Origin of the sequence: Acidovorax sp. Leaf78 (genome assembly GCF_001422735.1) — a bacterium.
Lineage (GTDB): Bacteria > Pseudomonadota > Gammaproteobacteria > Burkholderiales > Burkholderiaceae_C > Acidovorax.
The window spans coordinates 205,024-223,458 of record NZ_LMLZ01000022.1 but is presented as its reverse complement, the minus strand read 5'-3'; the positions used below and the strand labels follow the sequence as shown (position 1 = coordinate 223,458).

General features: G+C 69.2%; 13 protein-coding genes. 7 read left to right on the top strand and 6 right to left on the bottom strand.

Annotated features, from left to right (window positions below; all coding sequences use genetic code 11):
• Window positions 1-2: 2 nt before the first annotated feature.
• The 4 genes from secD to ASF16_RS19565 form a co-directional block, all read right to left on the bottom strand.
• Window positions 3-1,886: a protein translocase subunit SecD gene (gene secD, locus ASF16_RS19575; RefSeq protein WP_056171300.1), complete on the bottom strand. Its 1,884-nt coding sequence runs from the start codon at window positions 1,884-1,886 to the stop codon at window positions 3-5.
• Between the two features lie 15 nt (window positions 1,887-1,901).
• Window positions 1,902-2,075 carry a hypothetical protein gene (locus tag ASF16_RS26900; RefSeq protein WP_156372141.1) on the bottom strand — a complete coding sequence of 58 codons (174 nt, stop codon included), beginning with the start codon at window positions 2,073-2,075 and terminating at the stop codon, window positions 1,902-1,904.
• Window positions 2,072-2,407 carry a preprotein translocase subunit YajC gene (gene yajC, locus ASF16_RS19570; RefSeq protein WP_056171299.1) on the bottom strand — a complete coding sequence of 112 codons (336 nt, stop codon included), beginning with the start codon at window positions 2,405-2,407 and terminating at the stop codon, window positions 2,072-2,074. Before yajC ends, ASF16_RS26900 begins: the two co-directional genes overlap by 4 nt.
• Window positions 2,408-2,706: 299 nt before the next feature.
• The gene (locus tag ASF16_RS19565; protein WP_056171297.1) at window positions 2,707-6,282 is read right to left on the bottom strand and encodes an indolepyruvate ferredoxin oxidoreductase family protein; all 3,576 of its coding nucleotides are present in this window, start codon (window positions 6,280-6,282) and stop codon (window positions 2,707-2,709) included.
• Between the two features lie 168 nt (window positions 6,283-6,450).
• Here ASF16_RS19565 and ASF16_RS19560 point away from each other — a divergent pair, with 168 nt between their 5' ends.
• The 6 genes from ASF16_RS19560 (at window position 6,451) to ASF16_RS19535 (ending at window position 14,783) form a co-directional block, all read left to right on the top strand.
• Window positions 6,451-6,933: an Lrp/AsnC family transcriptional regulator gene (locus tag ASF16_RS19560; protein WP_056171295.1), complete on the top strand. Its 483-nt coding sequence runs from the start codon at window positions 6,451-6,453 to the stop codon at window positions 6,931-6,933.
• Between the two features lie 386 nt (window positions 6,934-7,319).
• Window positions 7,320-10,319: a DUF2339 domain-containing protein gene (locus ASF16_RS19555; RefSeq protein ID WP_056171293.1), complete on the top strand. Its 3,000-nt coding sequence runs from the start codon at window positions 7,320-7,322 to the stop codon at window positions 10,317-10,319.
• Window positions 10,316-11,836, top strand: coding sequence for a DUF3999 domain-containing protein (locus ASF16_RS19550; protein WP_056171290.1), 1,521 nt, complete (start codon window positions 10,316-10,318; stop codon window positions 11,834-11,836). Before ASF16_RS19555 ends, ASF16_RS19550 begins: the two co-directional genes overlap by 4 nt.
• Window positions 11,837-11,930: 94 nt before the next feature.
• Window positions 11,931-13,697, top strand: coding sequence for an MFS transporter (locus ASF16_RS19545; RefSeq protein ID WP_056171288.1), 1,767 nt, complete (start codon window positions 11,931-11,933; stop codon window positions 13,695-13,697).
• 100 nt (window positions 13,698-13,797) lie between these two features.
• Window positions 13,798-14,262, top strand: a complete 465-nt coding sequence (locus ASF16_RS19540) for a bifunctional diaminohydroxyphosphoribosylaminopyrimidine deaminase/5-amino-6-(5-phosphoribosylamino)uracil reductase RibD (protein ID WP_056171286.1) — start codon at window positions 13,798-13,800, stop codon at window positions 14,260-14,262.
• 95 nt (window positions 14,263-14,357) lie between these two features.
• Window positions 14,358-14,783: a hypothetical protein gene (locus ASF16_RS19535; protein ID WP_056171717.1), complete on the top strand. Its 426-nt coding sequence runs from the start codon at window positions 14,358-14,360 to the stop codon at window positions 14,781-14,783.
• A gap of 80 nt (window positions 14,784-14,863) precedes the next feature.
• Here the strand turns inward: ASF16_RS19535 and ASF16_RS19530 are convergent, their stop codons facing one another.
• Together ASF16_RS19530 and ASF16_RS19525 are read right to left on the bottom strand one after the other, a co-directional pair.
• On the bottom strand, window positions 14,864-16,840 hold the full coding sequence (locus ASF16_RS19530; RefSeq protein ID WP_235507444.1) for a DUF2868 domain-containing protein: 1,977 nt from the start codon (window positions 16,838-16,840) through the stop codon (window positions 14,864-14,866).
• A 69-nt stretch (window positions 16,841-16,909) separates the two neighbouring features.
• Entirely contained in the window at window positions 16,910-18,142 is a 1,233-nt protein-coding gene (locus ASF16_RS19525; protein WP_082517071.1) for a murein transglycosylase A, read from the bottom strand.
• Here ASF16_RS19525 and ASF16_RS25615 point away from each other — a divergent pair.
• Window positions 18,075-18,257 carry a hypothetical protein gene (locus ASF16_RS25615; protein ID WP_082517072.1) on the top strand — a complete coding sequence of 61 codons (183 nt, stop codon included), beginning with the start codon at window positions 18,075-18,077 and terminating at the stop codon, window positions 18,255-18,257. The two genes, ASF16_RS19525 and ASF16_RS25615, sit on opposite strands and share 68 nt — an antisense overlap.
• The last annotated feature ends 178 nt before the right edge of the window (window positions 18,258-18,435 follow it).

Genomic DNA, 18,435 nt, shown 5'->3' with positions numbered 1-18,435 from the left:
CTTTAATTCGTTTTGGCCACGGCGGTGTCGGGCTCAGGCTTCCACACCTGGCCGATCGACACGCTCTTGAGCTTCTTCTGGCGGCCGTACCACAGGTTCACCAGGCCGCGCGAGAAGAACACGGCCGAGAACATGCTGGTCAGGATGCCGATGGTGTGCACCACGGCAAAGCCGCGCACCGGGCCGGAGCCGAAGGCCAGCAGCGCCAGGCCCGCAATCAGCGTGGTCACGTTCGAGTCGAGAATCGTCGCCCAGGCGCGCTCGTAGCCCGCATGGATGGCCGCCTGCGGCGAGACACCCGCGCGCAGTTCCTCGCGGATGCGTTCGTTGATCAGCACGTTGGAGTCGATCGCAACGCCCAGCGCCAGCGCCATGGCGGCAATGCCGGGCAGCGTGAGCGTGGCCTGCAGCATCGACAAAATGGCCAGCAGCATCAGCACATTCACGGCGAGCGAAATGGTGGAGAACACGCCGAACAGCGCGTAGTAGATGCACATGAAGACGGCGATCGCCACCATGCCCCAGACCACGCTGTGGATACCGCGCTCGATGTTGTCGGCGCCCAGGCTCGGGCCGATGGTGTATTCCTCGATGATTTCCATCGGGGCGGCCAGCGAACCGGCGCGCAGCAGCAGCGCGGTGTCGTTGGCTTCGGCCGTGGTCATGCGGCCGGAGATCTGCACCCGGCCCCCAGCGATTTCGCTGCGGATCACGGGGGCCGTCACCACCTCGCCCTTGCCCTTTTCGAACAGGACGATGGCCATGCGCTTGCCGATGCTCTCGCGCGTGATGTCGCGGAAGATGCGCGAGCCCTTGGCGTCCAGCGTGAGGTTCACGGTGGGTTCCTGCGTCTGGCCGTCAAAGCCAGGCTGCGCGTCGGTGAGGTTCTCGCCGGTCAGCACCACCTGCTTTTTCACGATGATCGGCTGGCCGCTGCGCTCCAGGTAGCGTTCGGAGCCGAACGGCACCGGGCCGCGGCCGGTTTCGGCGGAGCGGGCTTCGGTGCCCTCGTCCACCATGCGCACTTCCAGCGTGGCGGTGCGGCCCAGGATGTCCTTGGCCTTGGCGGTGTCCTGCACGCCGGGCAATTGCACCACGATGCGGTCCAGGCCTTGCTGCTGAATCACCGGCTCGGCCACGCCGAGTTCGTTGATCCGGTTGTGCAGCGTGACCATGTTCTGCTTGAGCGCCTGCTCCTGCACCTTGCGCGTGGCTTCGGGCTTGATGGCGGCGCGCAGCTTGAACTCGCTGCCGTCCGGGGTGCTGGTGACCTGCAGGTCGGTGAACTGGTCGGCGATCAGGTTGCGCGTGGCCGTCAGCGTGGCCTCGTCGCGCACGCGGATGTCGATGTTCTGGCCGTCGCGGCTGATGCCGCCGTGGCGGATGTTCTTGTCGCGCAGCGCAGTGCGGATGTCGCCCGCGTACGACTCGGCCTTCTTGGTCAGCGCCGCCTGCATGTCCACCTGCAGCATGAAGTGCACGCCGCCGCGCAAGTCCAGGCCCAGGTACATGGGGTTGGCGTGCAGCGCCTTGAGCCACAGCGGCGAGCGCGACACCAGGTTCAGCGCCACGATGTACGACGCATCGTTGGCATCGGGCACCAGGGCCCTTTGCAGCGCGTCCTTGGCCTTGAGCTGGTTGTCGGGCGTGTCGAAGCGCGCGCGCACCGAGTTGCCTTCCAGTGCCACGAAGTCGGGCGTCACGCCGGCGGCCTTGAGTGTCTCTTCCACCCGCTGCTGCATGGCGGCGTCCACCTTGATGGTGGCTTTGGCCGACGAGACCTGCACCGCAGGCGCCTCACCGAAGAAATTGGGCAGGGTGTACAGGGCCCCCACCAGCAGCACGATCACCAGGATCGCGTACTTCCAGACCGGATAACGGTTCATGATCGCGCTCTTACCTCAGTTGTCCATGGCGCCATGCGCGCCAGCAGCCCCCAGAGCCTGCGCCTGGCCATGCCAGACATGCCGTGGAGCTGGCTGGGCCAGACCACCGGCATCACCCACCTCTTTGCGCGCAGCGCGCAGGACAAAGAGGGAAGCAGCGCAGTCGCTCAAGGGGTTGTTCTTCTTCACTTCACCGAGCCCTTGGGCAGGACTTGCACGACAGCGCTGCGCTGCAGTTGCACTTCCACGCCACTGGCAATCTCGATGTGCAGGAAACCTTCGGACAGGCGCGTCACCTTGCCGACGATGCCGCCCGAGGTGGCGACTTCGTCGCCCTTGGCAATGGCATCGATCATGGCGCGGTGCTCCTTCTGGCGCTTCATCTGGGGCCGGATCATGACGAAGTACAGCACCACGAACATGAGAACCAGGGGCAGCATGCTCGTCAGCGAGGACATCATGCCGCCGCCGCCAGCGGCTGCGGCGGGTGCGGTCTGGGCAAAAGCGGAAGAAATAAACACGGGTGGCACTCCACAACGGATGGTCAAAATACACAAAAACCGCCCACGCAGGCGCCTGGGCGCCCGCCAAGGCGGAACAGGACATTGTATGCGGCCCCCTGCCTGCGCCCCAAGGGCGAAGACCCAAGCCCGCGCCGGGTGTTTGCCGCGCAAGCGCTGCGGGCCGGGTGGCTGCATCCATATGAATAAAAATAGCCGCTAGCGCTAGATGGAAAAGCGCTGGCAGCTCCTCAATTCATAGCAAAAGGCCCGCGGGGTGCGCGGGCCTCGGGTCACAGATGCAGCCCGCAGGCCGAACTTCAAGCCGCCCGGAGCTCGGTGGAGGCAGCCGCGCCGCCACGCCACTGAACCATCAACCCATCCCACTTCGGCCGTGCCGTCTTCAGATGGCGCTCCTTCACGTGGCCGTAACCGCGGATCTCTTCGGGGATGCGTGCGATCTCCACCGCCAGGGTGTGGTTGTCGGCTGTCAGGCCCGCCAGCAGTTCTTCGATGCAGGCGCGGTATTCCACGATCAGCGCGCGCTCCATGCGGCGCTCTTCGGTCTTGCCGAACATGTCGAACGCGGTGCCGCGCAGGCCCTTGAGCTTGGCCAGCACGCCGAAGGCGCTGCGCATCCAGGGGCCGAAGGGCTGCTTGACCAGTTCGCCGCGGTCGCTCTTCTTGGCCGTCATCGGGGGCGCCAGGTGGTGCACCAGCTTGTAGTCGCCTTCGAACATGTTCGCGATCTTGTCTGTGAAGGCTTTGTCGGTGTGCAGGCGCGCCACCTCATACTCGTCTTTGTACGCCATGAGCTTGAACAGGTAGCGGGCCACGGCCTCGCTCAGGCGGGTGCCGATGTCCAGGCGGGACTCGGCGGCTTTGACCTTGTCGACGAAGGCGTGGTACTCGGCCGCATAGGCCGCGTTCTGGTAGCCGGTGAGGAAGTCCACGCGCTTGGTGATGGTCTCGGCCAGCGACGGCTTCTTGACGAACTGGATCACCTGCGCGGCCTGGAACAGTGCCTGCACCGACGCCAGGTCATGCGCGCAGCGGCGGCCCCATTCGAACGCGGCCTTGTTGTTGTCCACCTGCACGCCGTTCAATTCCATGGCGCGCATCAGCGATGCAAAGGTCAGTGGCACGCGGCCTTTTTGCCAGGCGTAACCCAGCATCAGCGGGTTGGTGTAGATGCTGTCGCCCAGCAGTTGGGTTGCCACCTGCTCGGCGTCGAAGCTGCCCACACCGCCCGCGCCCACCGCGGCAGCAATCGCGCTGTCGCAGTTGGCACCGGGGAACTGCCAGTCCGGGTTGGTCACGAAGGCCGCCGTGGGCGTGCCGTGCGTGTTCAGCGCCACGAAGGTGCGGCCCGGTTGCATGACGGCCAGCGTGTACTTGTGCGCCGCCACGATGGAGTCGCAGCCGATCACCAGGTCGGCCTTGGCGGTGTCGACCTTGGTGGTGTAGATGGCCTCGGGCCGGTTGGCGATCTGGATGTGGCTCCAGGTAGCACCGCCCTTTTGCGCCAGGCCGCCGGCGTCCTGCGTGATGACGCCCTTGCCGTCCAGGTGCGCGGCCATGCCCAGCAGCGATCCGATGGTGATCACGCCCGTGCCGCCCACGCCACCCACCACGATGCCCCAGGCCGTCTCGGCCACCGGCAGCACGGGTTCAGGGAGGGACGGCAGCGCCGACAGGTCGCCCTTCTTTTCCTTCTTGGGCTTCTTGAGCTTGCCGCCCTCCACCGTGACGAAGCTGGGGCAAAAACCGTTCACGCACGAGTAGTCCTTGTTGCAGGTGCTCTGGTTGATGCGGCGCTTGCGGCCGAATTCCGTTTCCACCGGCTCCACGGAGAGGCAGTTGGACTTGGTCGAGCAGTCGCCGCAGCCCTCGCACACCAGATCGTTGATGACCACGGTCTTGTCGGGTGTGGCCAGGGTGCCGCGCTTGCGGCGGCGGCGCTTTTCGGTCGCGCAGGTCTGGTCGTAGATGATGACCGTGCAGCCCTTGATCTCGCGGAACTGGCGCTGCAGCGTGTCGAGCTCGTCGCGGTGGTGCACCGTCACGCCCTCGGCCAGCGCCACGCCGTCGTACTTCTGCGGCTCGTCGGTCACGATGATGAGCTTGACCACGCCTTCGGATTTGAGGCTGTTCATGATCTGCAGCACCGAGTGGCCCTCGGGCCGCTCGCCCACCTGCTGGCCGCCGGTCATGGCCACGGCGTCGTTGTAGAGCACCTTGTAGGTGATGCTGGTGCCCGCGGCGATGCTCTGGCGAATCGCCAAGAGCCCGCTGTGAAAGTACGTGCCGTCGCCCAGGTTGGCGAACACATGCTGGTCGGTGGTGAATGGTGCCTGGCCCACCCAGGTCACGCCCTCGCCGCCCATCTGCGTGAAGGTGGATGTCTTGCGGTCGGGCATCCAGTTGGCCATGTAGTGGCAGCCAATGCCGGCCACGGCGCGCGAGCCCTCGGGCACGCGGGTGCTGGTGTTGTGCGGGCAGCCGCTGCAGAACCACGGGGCGCGTTCGCCGGTGTCCACCTTCAGCTCGGTCATCGCGCGCTCGCTGGCTTCGATGACGGCGATGCGCGAATCCATGCGCGCGATGATGTCGCTCGATACGCCCAGCTTCTTCAGGCGCTTGGCAATCGCCTTGGCGATGATGGCGGGCGTCAGGTCGGCCTTGGCACGCAGCAGCCAGTTCTGGCTGGGGTTGGGCATGGACCATTCGCCGCCGGTGGCATCACCCTCGGGCTCGTCGAACTTACCCAGCACGTGGGGGCGCACGTCCGAGCGCCAGTTGTACAGCTCTTCTTTCAGCTGGTATTCGATGACCTGGCGCTTTTCCTCCACCACCAGGATCTCCTGCAGGCCCTGCGCAAAGTCGCGCGTGATGGTGGCTTCGAGCGGCCACACCACGTTGACCTTGTGCACACGGATGCCCAGCTGCCGGCAGGTGTCGTCGTCCAGGCCCAGGTCCACCAGGGCCTGGCGCGTATCGTTGTAGGCCTTGCCGCTGGCGATGATGCCGAAGCGGTCGTTTTGGCCTTCGATCACGTTGTAGTTGAGCTTGTTGGCACGCACATAGGCCAGGGCCGCATACCACTTGTAGTCCATGAGGCGCGCTTCCTGCTCCAGCGGCGCGTCGGGCCAGCGGATGTGCAGGCCGCCGGGCGGCATCACGAAGTCCTCGGGCATCACGATCTTCACGCGGTCGGGGTCGATGTTGATGCTGCTGGAGGACTCGACCACCTCCTGGATGGTCTTCATGCCCGACCACACGCCTGAAAACCGGCTCATGGCAAAGGCGTGCAGGCCCATGTCCAGAATTTCCTGCACGCTGCTCGGGAAGAACACCGGCGTGCCGCAGGCCTTGAAGATATGGTCGCTCTGGTGCGCGGCCGTGCTGCTCTTGCTGATGTGGTCGTCGCCCGCAATCGCGATCACGCCGCCGTGCTTGGCCGTGCCGGCCATGTTGGCGTGCTTGAACACGTCCGAGCAGCGGTCCACACCCGGGCCCTTGCCGTACCAGATGCCGAAGACGCCGTCGAACTTCTTCGCTTGAGGGTACAGGTCCAGTTGCTGCGTGCCCCACACCGCCGTGGCGCCGAGTTCCTCGTTCACGCCGGGCTGAAAGACGATGTTGTTGGCTGCCAGGTGCTTCTTGGCCGCCCACAAAGATTGGTCGTACGTGCCCAGTGGCGAGCCGCGGTAGCCGCTGATGAAACCCGCCGTATTGAGGCCCGCCATCGCGTCGCGCTGGCGCTGCAGCATGGGCAGGCGCACAAGGGCCTGGACCCCGCTCATGAACGCCCGGCCACTGTCTAAAGAATATTTGTCATCGAGCGTGACGGTTTCCAGGGCCTTGCGAATGTGTTCGGGCAACGGGGCGTTCATGGGTAGTTCCTGTGGGGTGACGGCCTGCTGTCGCCGCCTTGTGGGCAGCGCAGAGGTGGTTTCAACGGTTTGAAGCACAGTTTATGCACTCCCATGCGATATGTCCTTTCGTTTTCATGCTAGGTTTACCCTTGATTTGGAAAGGATATTTCTTAAAATCGAGCTGATATGAACAATTTGGATAAATTCGACATCGCGATCCTGAATGAGCTGCAGGTCGATGCCCGGCTGACCAACGCTGAGTTGGCCCAGCGCGTGGGCTTGTCGGCGGCTCCGTGCTGGCGCCGGGTGCGGGCGCTGGAGGAGCAGGGCTTCATCAAGGGCTACCGCGCCGAGATCGACCGGCACAAGATCGGCCTCGGGGTGCTGGCCTTCGTGCGGCTCGATGCCGACCGCAGCACCGGCAACCTGACGCGCGAGATGGAGGCCGCGATCGCGCGCATCCCCGAGGTGGTCGCCTGCCACTACATCAGCGGCACGGGCACGTTCGAGCTGCAGGTGGTGGCGCGTGACCTGGACAGCTTTTCGCAGTTCGCGCGCGAGGTGCTGCTCAACCTGCCCAATGTGAAAGACATGCACACCAGCTTCTCGCTGGGCGAGGTCAAGGCCAGCAGCGCGCTGCCGCTCACGCACCTGGCGCGTGCCAAATGAGTGTTGCTATTGTTCTGGTAGCTGTTGGCGCATGCTAGATAAGCGGTAGGGGCCTTTTTGGCCTGTAATCATCGACGTCGCACCTGGCTCTGGGCGCACGCCGGATGCGCCGAGTGGTGCCTTGGAACGTAACAAGGCGTTCGGGCGCCGGTCCGCCGCATGGTGTGTTGTATAAGCCTGCAGAACCACAGGGGAGCCATCCAGGCTCCGCCCGCACCGCATTTCCCACCACGCCCGGCAGGCCAGCCGCCCCGTCTCCACAGCCGGGGCTCCTGGCCGTGGCGCAGGTGGCGCGGGCGGTTTTTTCGCAGGTTCATAAATACGTGGCCCCTTGGAGCGCAGGCAACCAGCCTGTCGACCGGGGCCCCAATGAGGGAGGGGTCGGCATGATCTTCTGGGGCGTTTTTTGGGGGGCGGTGCTGGGCTCCGTGCTTCCGGGCTACGGCTACGGTGAACTGGGGCCGTACGTCGGCGGCATCCTGGGCTTTTTTGCCGGGCTGTCGCTGCGCTGGGCCATCCGCGCTGCGATCCGCAGCGAACTGCAGGCGCAGGCCGCAAAGCCCGTGGCCAGCCCTGCGCCGCCCGCCACAGCGGCGGCAGCGGCCATTGCTGAGCTGGAGCGGGCGCCGGCGCCTACGCTGAAGGTGCCGGTCCCTGCGCCTGTTCCGTCGCAAATCCCCGTCCCGGTCGCGGCCGCACCCACTGCGGACGACGAACTGCTGGAGGTGGACGACGCGCCCCGCAGGGGCGGGCTCACGCCACAAGGCTTGCCCGCCAATCCGCCGCCTCTCGCGCCGCCCCCGTCACCTTCGCCTGCCGCCACCCGCCCCCGTCCTCCCGCGCCGCCCGCCCAGCCCAACCCGATCGAGCTGGCCGTGCTGGCCGCCAAGAACTGGTTCCTCGGCGGCAACACCATCGTGCGCGTCGGGCTGGTGATCCTGTTCATCGGCCTGTCCTTCCTGGCGCGGTACGCAGCCTCGGCAGGCCTGTTCCCGGTCGAATTCCGCCTGGCCGCGATTGCCGGCGTGGCCATTGCGCTGCTGGTGGTCGGTTTCCGCAAGCGCACCGACAAGCCCGCGTTCGCGCTGGCCCTGCAGGGCGGCGGCGTGGCGGTGATGTACCTCACCGTGTTCGCGGCGTTCCGGCTCTACGGGCTGCTGCCGCCCACGCTGGCCTTCACGCTGATGATCGCGGTCTGCGCCACCAGCTGCGCGCTGGCGCTGCTGCAGGACTCGCGCTCGCTCGCGGTGGCGGCGTTCGCCGGTGGCTTCGCGGCGCCCATCCTGCTGTCCACGGGCCAAGGCAGCCACGTCGGCCTGTTCAGCTACTACACCCTGCTCAACCTGGCCATTCTGTTCATCGCCTACAAGCGCTCGTGGCGCGTGCTGAACGTGGTGGGGTTTGTGGCGACCTTCGGCGTGGCCTCGGCCTGGGGCGTGCTCAAGTACGTGCCCGACCAGTACGCCAGCACCCAGCCCTTCCTCGCGGTCTTCGTGCTCATCTACCTCTTTGCGGCCATCTTGTACGCCCGCAACACGCCGACCAAGCTGGGCAACGCGGTCGACACCATGCTAGTCTTCGGCACGCCGCTGGTGGGCTTTGGCCTGCAGGCCGGGCTGGCGCAGCCGTTCGAGCTGGGTGCCGCCTTCTCGGCGCTGGCCTTTGCCGCGCTGTACCTGCTGGCTGCCATGGTGCTGGTGCGCCGCGCGCAGAGCAGCTACCGCCTGCTGATCGAATGCTTCATCGCCATCGGCGTGGGCTTTGCCACGTTGGCCGTGCCGCTGGCGCTGGACGCGCAATGGACGTCGGCGGTGTGGGCCCTGGAGGGCGCTGGCGCCTTCTGGGTCGGCATGCGCCAGGCCCGCTGGATGCCGCGCGCCTTCGGCATCGTGCTGCAGGGTGTGGCGATGCTGGCCTTCATGGACGGCGTCTCCAGCGTATCGGCCCTGCCGCTGATCAACCCGGCCTTCCTGGGCGCCTTGCTGATCGCGCTGCCGGCACTGCTGCTGGCCTGGTGGCTGCGCAAGCCGCTGCCACACAGTGGCTCGGCCTGGGCCAAGGCTTATGCGGGTATCGAATCGCGGCTTTCCAGCCCCGCATACCTCTACGGCTTTGCCTTCTGGTGCCTGGCCTGGCTGTTCGAGATCACGCGGCGCGTGCCCAGCCTGGAGGCGGGCCAGTGGCCCGTGCCGGTGTTCTCCGACCGCGTGACCGAACTGTTGGCCATGCTGGCCATCGTGCTCAGCGCTGCGCTGTCGATGGTGCTGGGCCTGCGCACGCGCTGGGCTGTGGCCACCTGGCCCGCCCGCGGCACCATCGCCGTGCTGGCGCTGGGTTTTGTCGCGCAGGTGGGCGACGGCTACCGCGTGCTGGCCACGCCCGCCTGGGCCGTGTGGCCGGTGGTGCTGGCGCTGCATGTGTGGATGCTGCGGCAGACCGACCGCCTGCAGGCGGCGGCCGCTGGGGACGGCAAGCCCGCAGTGCGCATGTCGGCCTTCGGCTGGTTCCATGCCGCTACGGCGTGGCTGGTGACCTTTCTGCTGGCCGACTGCCTGTGGTCCGGCATCGGCAAGGCCGAGCTGTGGCGCACCTCGTGGGCTGGCGTGGTCATGCTGGTCAGCGCCATTGCGGTGCTAATGGCGCTGGCGCTGTGGGCCGGCCGCGGCAACCGGCCTGCGGCACGCGCAGCGCTGCCCTGGCCGCTGAACCCGCATGCCGAGGCCTACTACTGGCTGGCAGCGCTGCCGCTGGCGGTGCTGGTGTTCTGGGGCTCGCTGCTGGCCGCGGTGCATTCGTCGGGCCACACCGCGCCACTGCCCTACATCCCGCTGCTCAACCCCACGGACCTGACCCTGGCGCTCGCGCTGGGCGGCCTGGTGTTCTGGCGGCGGGTGTTGGTGTCGGCGCAGCCGCAGCCTGCCCACGCGGGCTGGGTCGTCGGCCGCCATGCGCTGGTGGCGCTGGCGCTGCTGGTGTTCATCGCGATCAACACGGTGTGGCTGCGCGTGGCCCACCACTTCTTCGGCGTGCGCTGGGATGCCTCGGCGCTGTTCGACAGCTTCGTCGTGCAGACCGGCTACGCCATCCTGTGGACGCTGCTGGCGCTCAGCATGATGGTGCTGGCGCACCGCCGCGCGCAGCGGCCGCTGTGGCTGGTGGGCGCAGGCCTGCTGGGGCTGGTGGTGGTCAAGCTGCTGCTGATTGACCTGTCCAACGCCGGGGGTGCCGAACGCATTATTGCCTTCATCGCGGTGGGTGTGCTGATGCTGGTGGTGGGCTACTTCGCGCCGCTGCCGCCCAAGGCCGCGCCCCGTGCGGCGCCCGATGCTCCGCCGGTCGCGCCTGCGGCGCCTGTGGCCCCGGCGCAAGAGGAATCACTGTCATGAAGTCTCCCCGTCACCACCTGCCGCGGCCCGTAGCCGCATGGCTGGCCGCCGCCGCACTGTCCCTGTCCGCGGGCGCGACCCAGGCGGCGGCCGATGCCAACAGCCCGGCCGCCTACGCCATCCGCATCCCCGTCACGCTGGCGGCCGATGCGCCACTGCAGCGCGTCATGCTGCCCGCCGAGGTGCTGGTGCGCCTGCAGAGCCCAGGCTATGCCGACGTGCGCCTCTTCAACGGCGCAGGCCAGCCGGTGCCCATGGCGCTGGCCGGCGTGGCGGCCGCCAGTGCGCCGGAGGAATCGGTGGTGCTGCCGGCCTATCCCATCCTGGGCGGGCCCGGCACACCAGGGCAGGCCGGGCTGGAAGGCCTGTCGCTGCGCATCGAGGAGCAGCAGGGCCGGCGCGTGGTGCAGATCGACACGGCGGGCACGGCTGCCCCTGGCGGCGCGCAATCCGTGCGCGGCGCGCTGCTGGACGCACGCAGCATCCCACTGCCCGTGGCGCGCATGGCGCTGGACGCCGATCTGCCCGCCGGCCAACCGGTGACCTTCACGGTGCAGGCCAGCCGGGACCTGAAGAACTGGCGGCCGCTGGCCGAGACGGTGCTGTACCGCGCCGACGCGGCGGGCACGACCCCATCCCCAGCGGCACCGGGCCGCCTGGGCAGCGAGCACATCGACCTGCAACGGGCCGACCTGCAGGACCACTACCTGCGCGTGACCTGGGGCGATGCCGCCGTGACATTTCGCGGTGCCACGCTGGTCACCTCGCGCGGCGCGGGCCCGCGCGAGCGCGTCAGCGCCAGCATGGCGGTACCGCCACTGGGCAACAACCCGCGCGAACTCGTGTTCGCGTTGCCGTTCGCCACACCGGTCGCCGCGCTCAAGATCACGCCGCAAGGCAACAACGTGCTGCTTCCGGTGCGCGTGCTGGGGCGCAACGACCGCGAACAGCCCTGGTCGCACCTGGCCAGCGCCACGGTCTACCGCATGTCCACGGGCGGCAAGGAGCAGACCAACGCCCCGGTCGAGCTGGGCGGCGCTTCGGTGCGCGAGGTCAAGATCGAGGCCGACGCCAGGTCGGCCGGCTTTGCCGCCGCGCCCGACATCGCGCTGCAGTTCGAGCCGGCCCAGCTGGTGTTCCTGGCCAGCGGGCAGGGCCCCTTCACCTTGGCGGCAGGCTTGCCCGGCGCCGGTGCGGCGGCGAGCGCCTTCCTGCCCCTGGCCAGCCTGGTGCCGGGCTACCAGCCCCAGCAGGAGAACACCCTGCCCCCGGCGCTGGCCGATGTGGCCCGGGCCGACATCACCGGCGGCAAGCCCGCGGACGGCCCGCTGGTGGCCGCCGCCGCTGCCAGCGACGGGCTGTCCACGCGCAGCTGGGTGCTCTGGGGTGTGCTGCTGGCCGGCGTCGGCGCGCTGGGGCTCATGGCCTGGCTGCTGATGCGGCAGACAAAACCGGCGAGCCAACCGGCGATGGAGCCCGCGAGCAGTGCGCCGGATTCGCCGCGCGATGCGGTGTGACCGTGCCGTGTGGTGATGGTGCGGCGCTCCGCCAAGGTGGCTATTCGGTGCCGCACGCAGCATGGCCGCGCCAACCGTCGCACAATGGGAGGACATGCCACCTTTGCCGTCCCACGAAAGCACGCGCAGCACTGCGCCCACCCCCGCTCCTGACCTGACCCCCGCTGCCGATGCCGCAGCGCGCGGGCCGACCGACGACGCGGCCGCCGCAGACCGCGCCGCGACCGCGCAGGGCACCGAAGAATCCGTTGCCGCCCAGCTCGACCAGAGCGCCGCCGCACAGCTGAGCCAGGCGGCCTCGCTGTCGCCCCTGGCGCCGCTGTCCGTGCCGGTGTTTCGCATGCTGTGGCTCACCTGGGTGGCGGCCAACACCTGCATGTGGATGAACGACGTGGCGGCCGCCTGGCTCATGACCACGCTCACCACCTCGCCCATCCTCGTGGCGCTGGTGCAGTCGGCCTCCACCCTGCCCGTGTTCCTGCTGGGCCTGCCCAGCGGCGCGTTGGCCGACATCCTGGACCGGCGGCGCTACTTCATCGCCACGCAGTTCTGGGTGGCGGCCGTGGCGCTGGTGCTGTGCGTGTTTGTCATGGCCGGCGGCATGACGGCGCCGCTGCTGCTGATGCTCACCTTTGCCAACGGCATCGGCCTGGCCATGCGCTGGCCGGTGTTCGCGGCCATCGTGCCCGAACTGGTCAGCCGCCCGCAGCTGCCCGCGGCGCTGGCCCTCAACGGCGTGGCGATGAACGCATCGCGCATCATCGGGCCGCTCTTGGCCGGCGCCATCATCGCCAGCGCGGGCAGTGCCTGGGTGTTCGTGCTCAACGCGGTGCTGTCGGTCATCTCGGGCCTGGTCATCATGCGCTGGAAGCGCACCCACGTGCCCAGCCCGCTGGGCCGCGAAAGGCTGCCCAGCGCCATGCGCGTGGGGCTGCAGTTCGTGCGCCAGTCGCCGCGCATGCGCGCCGTGCTGTGGCGCATCTCCATCTTCTTCTTGCACGCCACCGCGCTGCTGGCCCTGCTGCCGCTGCTGGCCCGGGGCCTGGAGGGCGGCGGTGCGGGCACCTTCACGCTGCTGCTGGCCAGCATGGGCGCGGGGGCCATCACCGCCGCGATGTTCTTGCCGCGCCTGCGCCAGGCCATGGCGCGCGATGTGCTGGTGATCCGCGGCACGGCCCTGCAGGCCGTGGCCACGGGCGTGATGGCCGTGGCGCCCAATGTGTACGTGGCCGTGCCCGCGATGTTTGTGGCCGGCATGGCGTGGATCACCACGGCCAATTCGTTGAGCGTATCGGCCCAGCTCGCACTGCCCAACTGGGTGCGCGCACGCGGCATGTCGATCTACCAGATGGCCATCATGGGCTCCACCGCCCTCGGGGCCGCGGTGTGGGGCCAGGTGGCCACCCTCAGCGACGTGCACGTGAGCCTGGGCATTGCCGCCGGCACCGGCGTGGTGGCCATGCTGCTGGTGCAGCGCCTGGTGGCCGACCGCAGCATGGAGGAGGACCTGAGCCCCTCCCGTGCCTTCAAGGCCCCGGTGGCCGATGCGCCGCCCAGTACCGGGCATGTGGTGGTCACCATCGAATACTTCATCGACCCCACGCGTGCCACCGAATTCCGCGCGGTGATGCAAGAGAGCCGCCGCAGCCGCCTGCGCCAGGGCGCGCTGGCCTGGCAGCTGCTGCACGACATCAGCCAGCCCGCGCGCTATGTGGAGCGCATCGAGGACGAGTCGTGGACGGAGCACCTGCGGCGCTTCGACCGCGTGACGGCGTCCGACGTGGCGCTGCGCGACCGCAAGCTCGCGTTCCATGTGGGCGACGCACCGCCACGGGTGACGCGGTGGGCGGTCGAGTCATGACGGCTCGGCAAGGCCCGAACCGCGGCTGACTCACAATACCCACCCTGAGCGGTGCGGCCCCGGCATGCGGGCCCGCCTTCCTTGTCCAACGCTTTCGACCATGTCCGCATCCGACGAAGTTTTCATGCGCCTTGCCCTGGCCGAGGGCCGCAAAGCCCTGCCAGCCTGCCTGCCCAACCCGCCCGTGGGTTGCGTGTTCGTGAAGGACGGTGCGGTGATGGCGAGCGGGTTCACCCAGCCGCCCGGCCAGCACCACGCCGAGGCCATGGCGCTGGCCCAGTCGCCCGGCGATCTGGCCGGCGTGACCGCCTACGTCACGCTGGAGCCGTGCTCGTTCCATGGCCGCACGCCGTCGTGCGCGAAGGCGCTGGTGGCGCGCGGCATTCAGCGGGTGGTGGTGGCCATGCTCGACCCCGACCCGCGCAATGCCGGCGCTGGGATCGAGATCCTGAAGGCCGCGGGCGTGGAGGTGTCGGTGGGCGTGCTGGAGCGCAGCGCGGTCTACGACATGGGTGCGTACCTGGCGCTCAGCGCCAATGCCGCGACCCCGGGGAGCGCCGCATGAAGCGCTTCACGCCCAGCCTGTTGCTGTGTCTGGTCGGTGCCGCATCGTGCGCACAGGCGGTCCAAGCGCCCCAAGCGCCCCAAGCGCCCCAAGCCGTGAGCGCTGCAAATGCTGCAAGTTCTGCAAGTTCGGAGAGCGCCCCCAGCGCCGCCGGCCTGCTCGGCTGCTGGCGCGCCACCAAGATCGTGCTGTACGTGCAGGACGGCACCCAAGCCGAGGACACCTCGGGCCGCTGCACCCTGCAGTTCAAGCAGACCCTGTTCGAGTCCACCTGCAAGACCTCCACCGGCAGCTCCACCACCGCGTACCGCTACCAGGTCGTACGGCCCCAGGTGTACGCGGCCACCATGGCCAGCAGCACCTTCAAGACGGACATGATCGGCTCCACCCGCGAGTACGAATACCGCATTGACGGCGACCAGCTGCGCACCGTGAGCGTGCCGCCCGCCAAGCCGCCCGAGCCGCCGGCCGTGGCGGCACCGCGCGTGGAGACCGAGGCGGCCCGGACGCCATGTCCGTGAGGCTTGCGGTTGGTTTGCTATTGAATTAATAGCTGCTGGCGCTTGCCTATACAGCGGTAGCGGCCCAAAAGGCTTGGATTTCAGGCTGCGTCGGCCGGTGCTGCCGTGGCCGCAGCCGCAAAGCTGCGCCGCAGTATCCCGGTCAGCATGGTGTGCAGCAGCGCCTGCACCGCTTGCATCGCGTCATCCCCCGGCCCCGTGCGTCGCAGCGCCGCAGCCAACGCATCGCCGTGCGCGGCCACCGTGCCGGTGACCTCGGCACGCCATCGCTCTGCCAGCCGGTCGGCATCGGCCGGTGGCACCCGCTCCAGGTGCGCGATGACGAGGTAGTGCGTGCAGGCCGCCTCCACCGCGTGGCGCAGCAGCGCGTCCCCATCGTCCTTCTTCTGCAGGGACCGCAGCACCCAGGCGGTGGTGCCGCCCAGCAGCGCGCCCAGGGCGGTGCCCGCGCCCAGCGTCAGGCCGCCGGTGCCGATGTCGATCAGCGCACCGGCCTTGGCACCTGCCGCCGCGCCCGCTGCGGCGCCGGCGGATGTGCCCACGGCCAGGGCGGTATTGCTGGTGCGGCGCGTGGCGGGTAGCAGCGCGTGGCCGTGCGGGGCGTTGGATGCGTGCAGGCTGGGCGCAGGCAGTTGGCCGTGCAGCGTGCGCAGCGCGGCGTCCAGCGTCTGCACCTGCTGGGCGTAGCGCGCGGACTTGGCGTTGGCGTCGCCCGTCTCACCGCCTGGTGCGGGTTGCGCAACCTCGCGCAGGTGCCGGGCCAGGGCTTGCAGCGATTCGCGAAAGCGCAGCTCGTTGCGCTCCACCCAGGCCGCGCGCAGGCGGCTCAGCGCGTGTTGCTGCGCTGGCAGCGCGGCGGTCAGGCGATCGAACAGCGTGGGCTCCAGCACCCAGCTGGCGGCAAAGGCTTCCCACCGCAGTGCCAGCACCGGCGCGCCTTGCCAGGCGGGCGGTGGGGCGTCGGTGGTCCACGCCAGCACCGCGTCCACCGGCTGGCGGGCATCGCCGAACTGCAGGCGGTCGCCCTGCGGGGTCTGCACCGCGGCGGTTTGCAGCACCTCGGCCAAGGGCCCGTGCAGGCCGATCAGCAGGTCGCCCGGCAGGGCGGCGCGCAGCGCGTCGAATGCGGCATCGCCCGGGTCGATGCGGGCGTGCCAGCGGGCCTCGCGCCAGCGCGCCCAGGCCGCCAGCGCCAGGCGGGGCAGCACCACCACCAGCGCCAGCAGGCCCACGTACATCCACACCCAGCGGCTGCCGCCCGCGCCCTCGCCGGCAAAGTTCTGTGTGGCCGCGATCTCCTGCAGCGTGAAGGGGGCCGTGCCGAACAGCACAGTCAGCGGCCAGAACAGCACCAACACGATGGCATGCACCTGCGTGGCGTCGAGGAAGGTGCTCTCCCACCCGAACTGGTAGCGCACCACCAGCCCGCGCAGCAGCAGCGACAGCGCAATGCCCGCGCCCCAGGCCGCCGCGCACAGGTGCAGCACACGGGCCGCGCGCTGCACCTGCAGGTCGGCCGTGTGGGCCCACCACCGCGCATGGAAGTCCGCCGCGATGCGCGCTGCCAGCCCGCGCCCCCGGCCCGAGCCCAGGCGGCGGGTGAGCTGCCGCAGGCCCTGCAGCAGCGGCAGCCCCGTGGCGGGCGGGCGCCAGGCACGCCAGGCCATCAGCAGGTACACGCACAGGTTCCAGGCCAGCACGATCAGCAGCGGTGGCGACAGCAGGTCCACCCGGTGGGCGTTGGCGATGCGGTCGATGGCCAGGCCCATCGCCAGGGCCAGCAGCGGCAGGCCGCGCGCCAGCCAGCGCCCGGCAGCACCGGGCTCGTGCAGGGCGGCGACGGTGGTGTCCCGGCCGCTGGCGCGCCGGGCGACGGTGTCGGCACGCTCCAGCACCACATCGCCCGCGCCCACGCGCTGCGCACCGCGCTGGCGGGCGGCTGCCACGGCCGTGCGCGTGGCCTCGTCCCAGTCGGCCTGGCTGACCAGGGTGCGCCCGGCATCCACCTGCTCGATGGACTGGGCGAGCAGCACGGTGCGCAGCTGGGGCAGGGTCACGCGCACGGATGCTCCTGTTTTAATAGCTTTTGGCGCTTGTCAGGCAAGCGGTAGAGGCATTTTTGACCATTATTTGGGCCACAGCGCCCACAGCCGCAGGTTCTGCTTCAGGCGCCCGGCAATGTCTCCGGCCTCCGGGCCCCAGCCCGTGAAGAAGTCGGCCCGCACCGCACCCAGGATCGCGCTGCCGGTGTCCTGCGCCATCACCATGCGGTTGAGCTGCACCTGGGGGCCGCTGGAGGCCAGCCACACCGGCGTGCCGTACGGGATGCTCTGGCGGTCCACGGCGATGGAGCGGCCGGGCGTAAGCGGCACGCCCTGCGCGCCGCGCGGGCCGAAGCCGGCGTCCAGCGGGTTCAAAGGCTCCTCGCGGAAGAACACATAGCGCGGGTTGGTCCACATCAGCTCGTTGGTGCGCTGCGGGTTGGCCGCCAGCCAGGCGCGGATGCCGGGCCAGGTCGCGTCGCGCGTGTAGCCCTGGTCCAGCAGCCAGCGGCCGATGCTCTGGTAGGGCTGGTCGTTGGTGCCCGCGTAGGCCACGCGCACCAGCGACACCGACCCGTCGGCCTCGGTGATGCGCAAGCGGCCCGAGCCCTGGATGTGCAGCACCATCGATTCGACCGGGTCGCGCAGCCAGGCGATGGCCCGCCCGGCCAGCGCGGCCTGTGCCTCGGGCATCGACTCGATCTGCTGGCGCGTATACCAGGGCTTGCGCGCGCCCAGCCCGGCGGGCGTGCGGTAGATGGGCACGTTGAAGCCGTTGCCCGGCTGGCGCGCGCCGTCCATCATCGGCTCGTAGTAGGCCGTGAGCAGGCCGTCGGGGTTGCCGTCGGTCGCCTCCACGCGGTAGGGCTGCAGCCGCGCGATGAGCCACGCACGCTGCTCTTCGGCGGTGGCGATGCTCAGCTGGCGCACGTCGCTGCACAGCGCGGTGAAGGGCGGCGCGGGCCGTTCGCAGCTCTTGATCCAGGCATTCCAGGCCTCGTGCAGCGCGTCTTCGGTAAAGCCCGGCAGCTCGGCCCAACGCACGGGCACCCAGCGGCTCTTGGGCTGGGCCATGGGCGGGGGCAGCGGGCCGTTGTCGCCCGGCAGCACCACCGCGCCGGGCGGCAAGGACGGAAAGGGCGCCGGGATGGCCGGGGTGCGGGAGGGGCTTGCGGGCGGAGGGCTGGAGCAGGCCACCAGCGTTCCTACAATCAGCGCCGTCGATACAAGGCGCAGGAGTGTCAATGTCATGGGGCTGATTTTGCTTGAAGCGCTGCTTGCGCTGGTGCTGCTGGGGGCAATTGTCTGGTGGACCATGTTTTCGGGGCGCAAGGGGGGCGAGCTCAAGCCGCCGAGTCAGGACGCGCCTGCACCTGTACCGCCTGAAGCGCCCGGCCCCAAGCCGCCTGCGCCGCCGCCCGGTTCTTCCTGACCTTCTGCGCTTGGGCTCTGCCGGGAGGCAGGCGACCCAGTCCTACAACCAAGGGGCCCCTGTGCCGATGGCGCGCCTCCGCGCGCCACTCCAAGATGGCGGATCAGCTGGGCGCTACCGAGGCTTGCCGCCAAGAACAGGCTGCAGCCCGCGACCGGAACTCCCGCAGCGCCCAGCT

Coding starts and splice junctions, on each gene's coding strand:
- secD (WP_056171300.1), bottom strand. CDS start 1,886: ATGAACCGTTATCCGGTCTGGAAGTACGCGATCCTGGTGATCGTGCTG.
- ASF16_RS19565 (WP_056171297.1), bottom strand. CDS start 6,282: ATGAACGCCCCGTTGCCCGAACACATTCGCAAGGCCCTGGAAACCGTC.
- ASF16_RS19560 (WP_056171295.1), top strand. CDS start 6,451: ATGAACAATTTGGATAAATTCGACATCGCGATCCTGAATGAGCTGCAG.
- ASF16_RS19555 (WP_056171293.1), top strand. CDS start 7,320: ATGATCTTCTGGGGCGTTTTTTGGGGGGCGGTGCTGGGCTCCGTGCTT.
- ASF16_RS19550 (WP_056171290.1), top strand. CDS start 10,316: ATGAAGTCTCCCCGTCACCACCTGCCGCGGCCCGTAGCCGCATGGCTG.
- ASF16_RS19545 (WP_056171288.1), top strand. CDS start 11,931: ATGCCACCTTTGCCGTCCCACGAAAGCACGCGCAGCACTGCGCCCACC.
- ASF16_RS19540 (WP_056171286.1), top strand. CDS start 13,798: ATGTCCGCATCCGACGAAGTTTTCATGCGCCTTGCCCTGGCCGAGGGC.
- ASF16_RS25615 (WP_082517072.1), top strand. CDS start 18,075: ATGGGGCTGATTTTGCTTGAAGCGCTGCTTGCGCTGGTGCTGCTGGGG.
- ASF16_RS19525 (WP_082517071.1), bottom strand. CDS start 18,142: ATGGTCCACCAGACAATTGCCCCCAGCAGCACCAGCGCAAGCAGCGCT.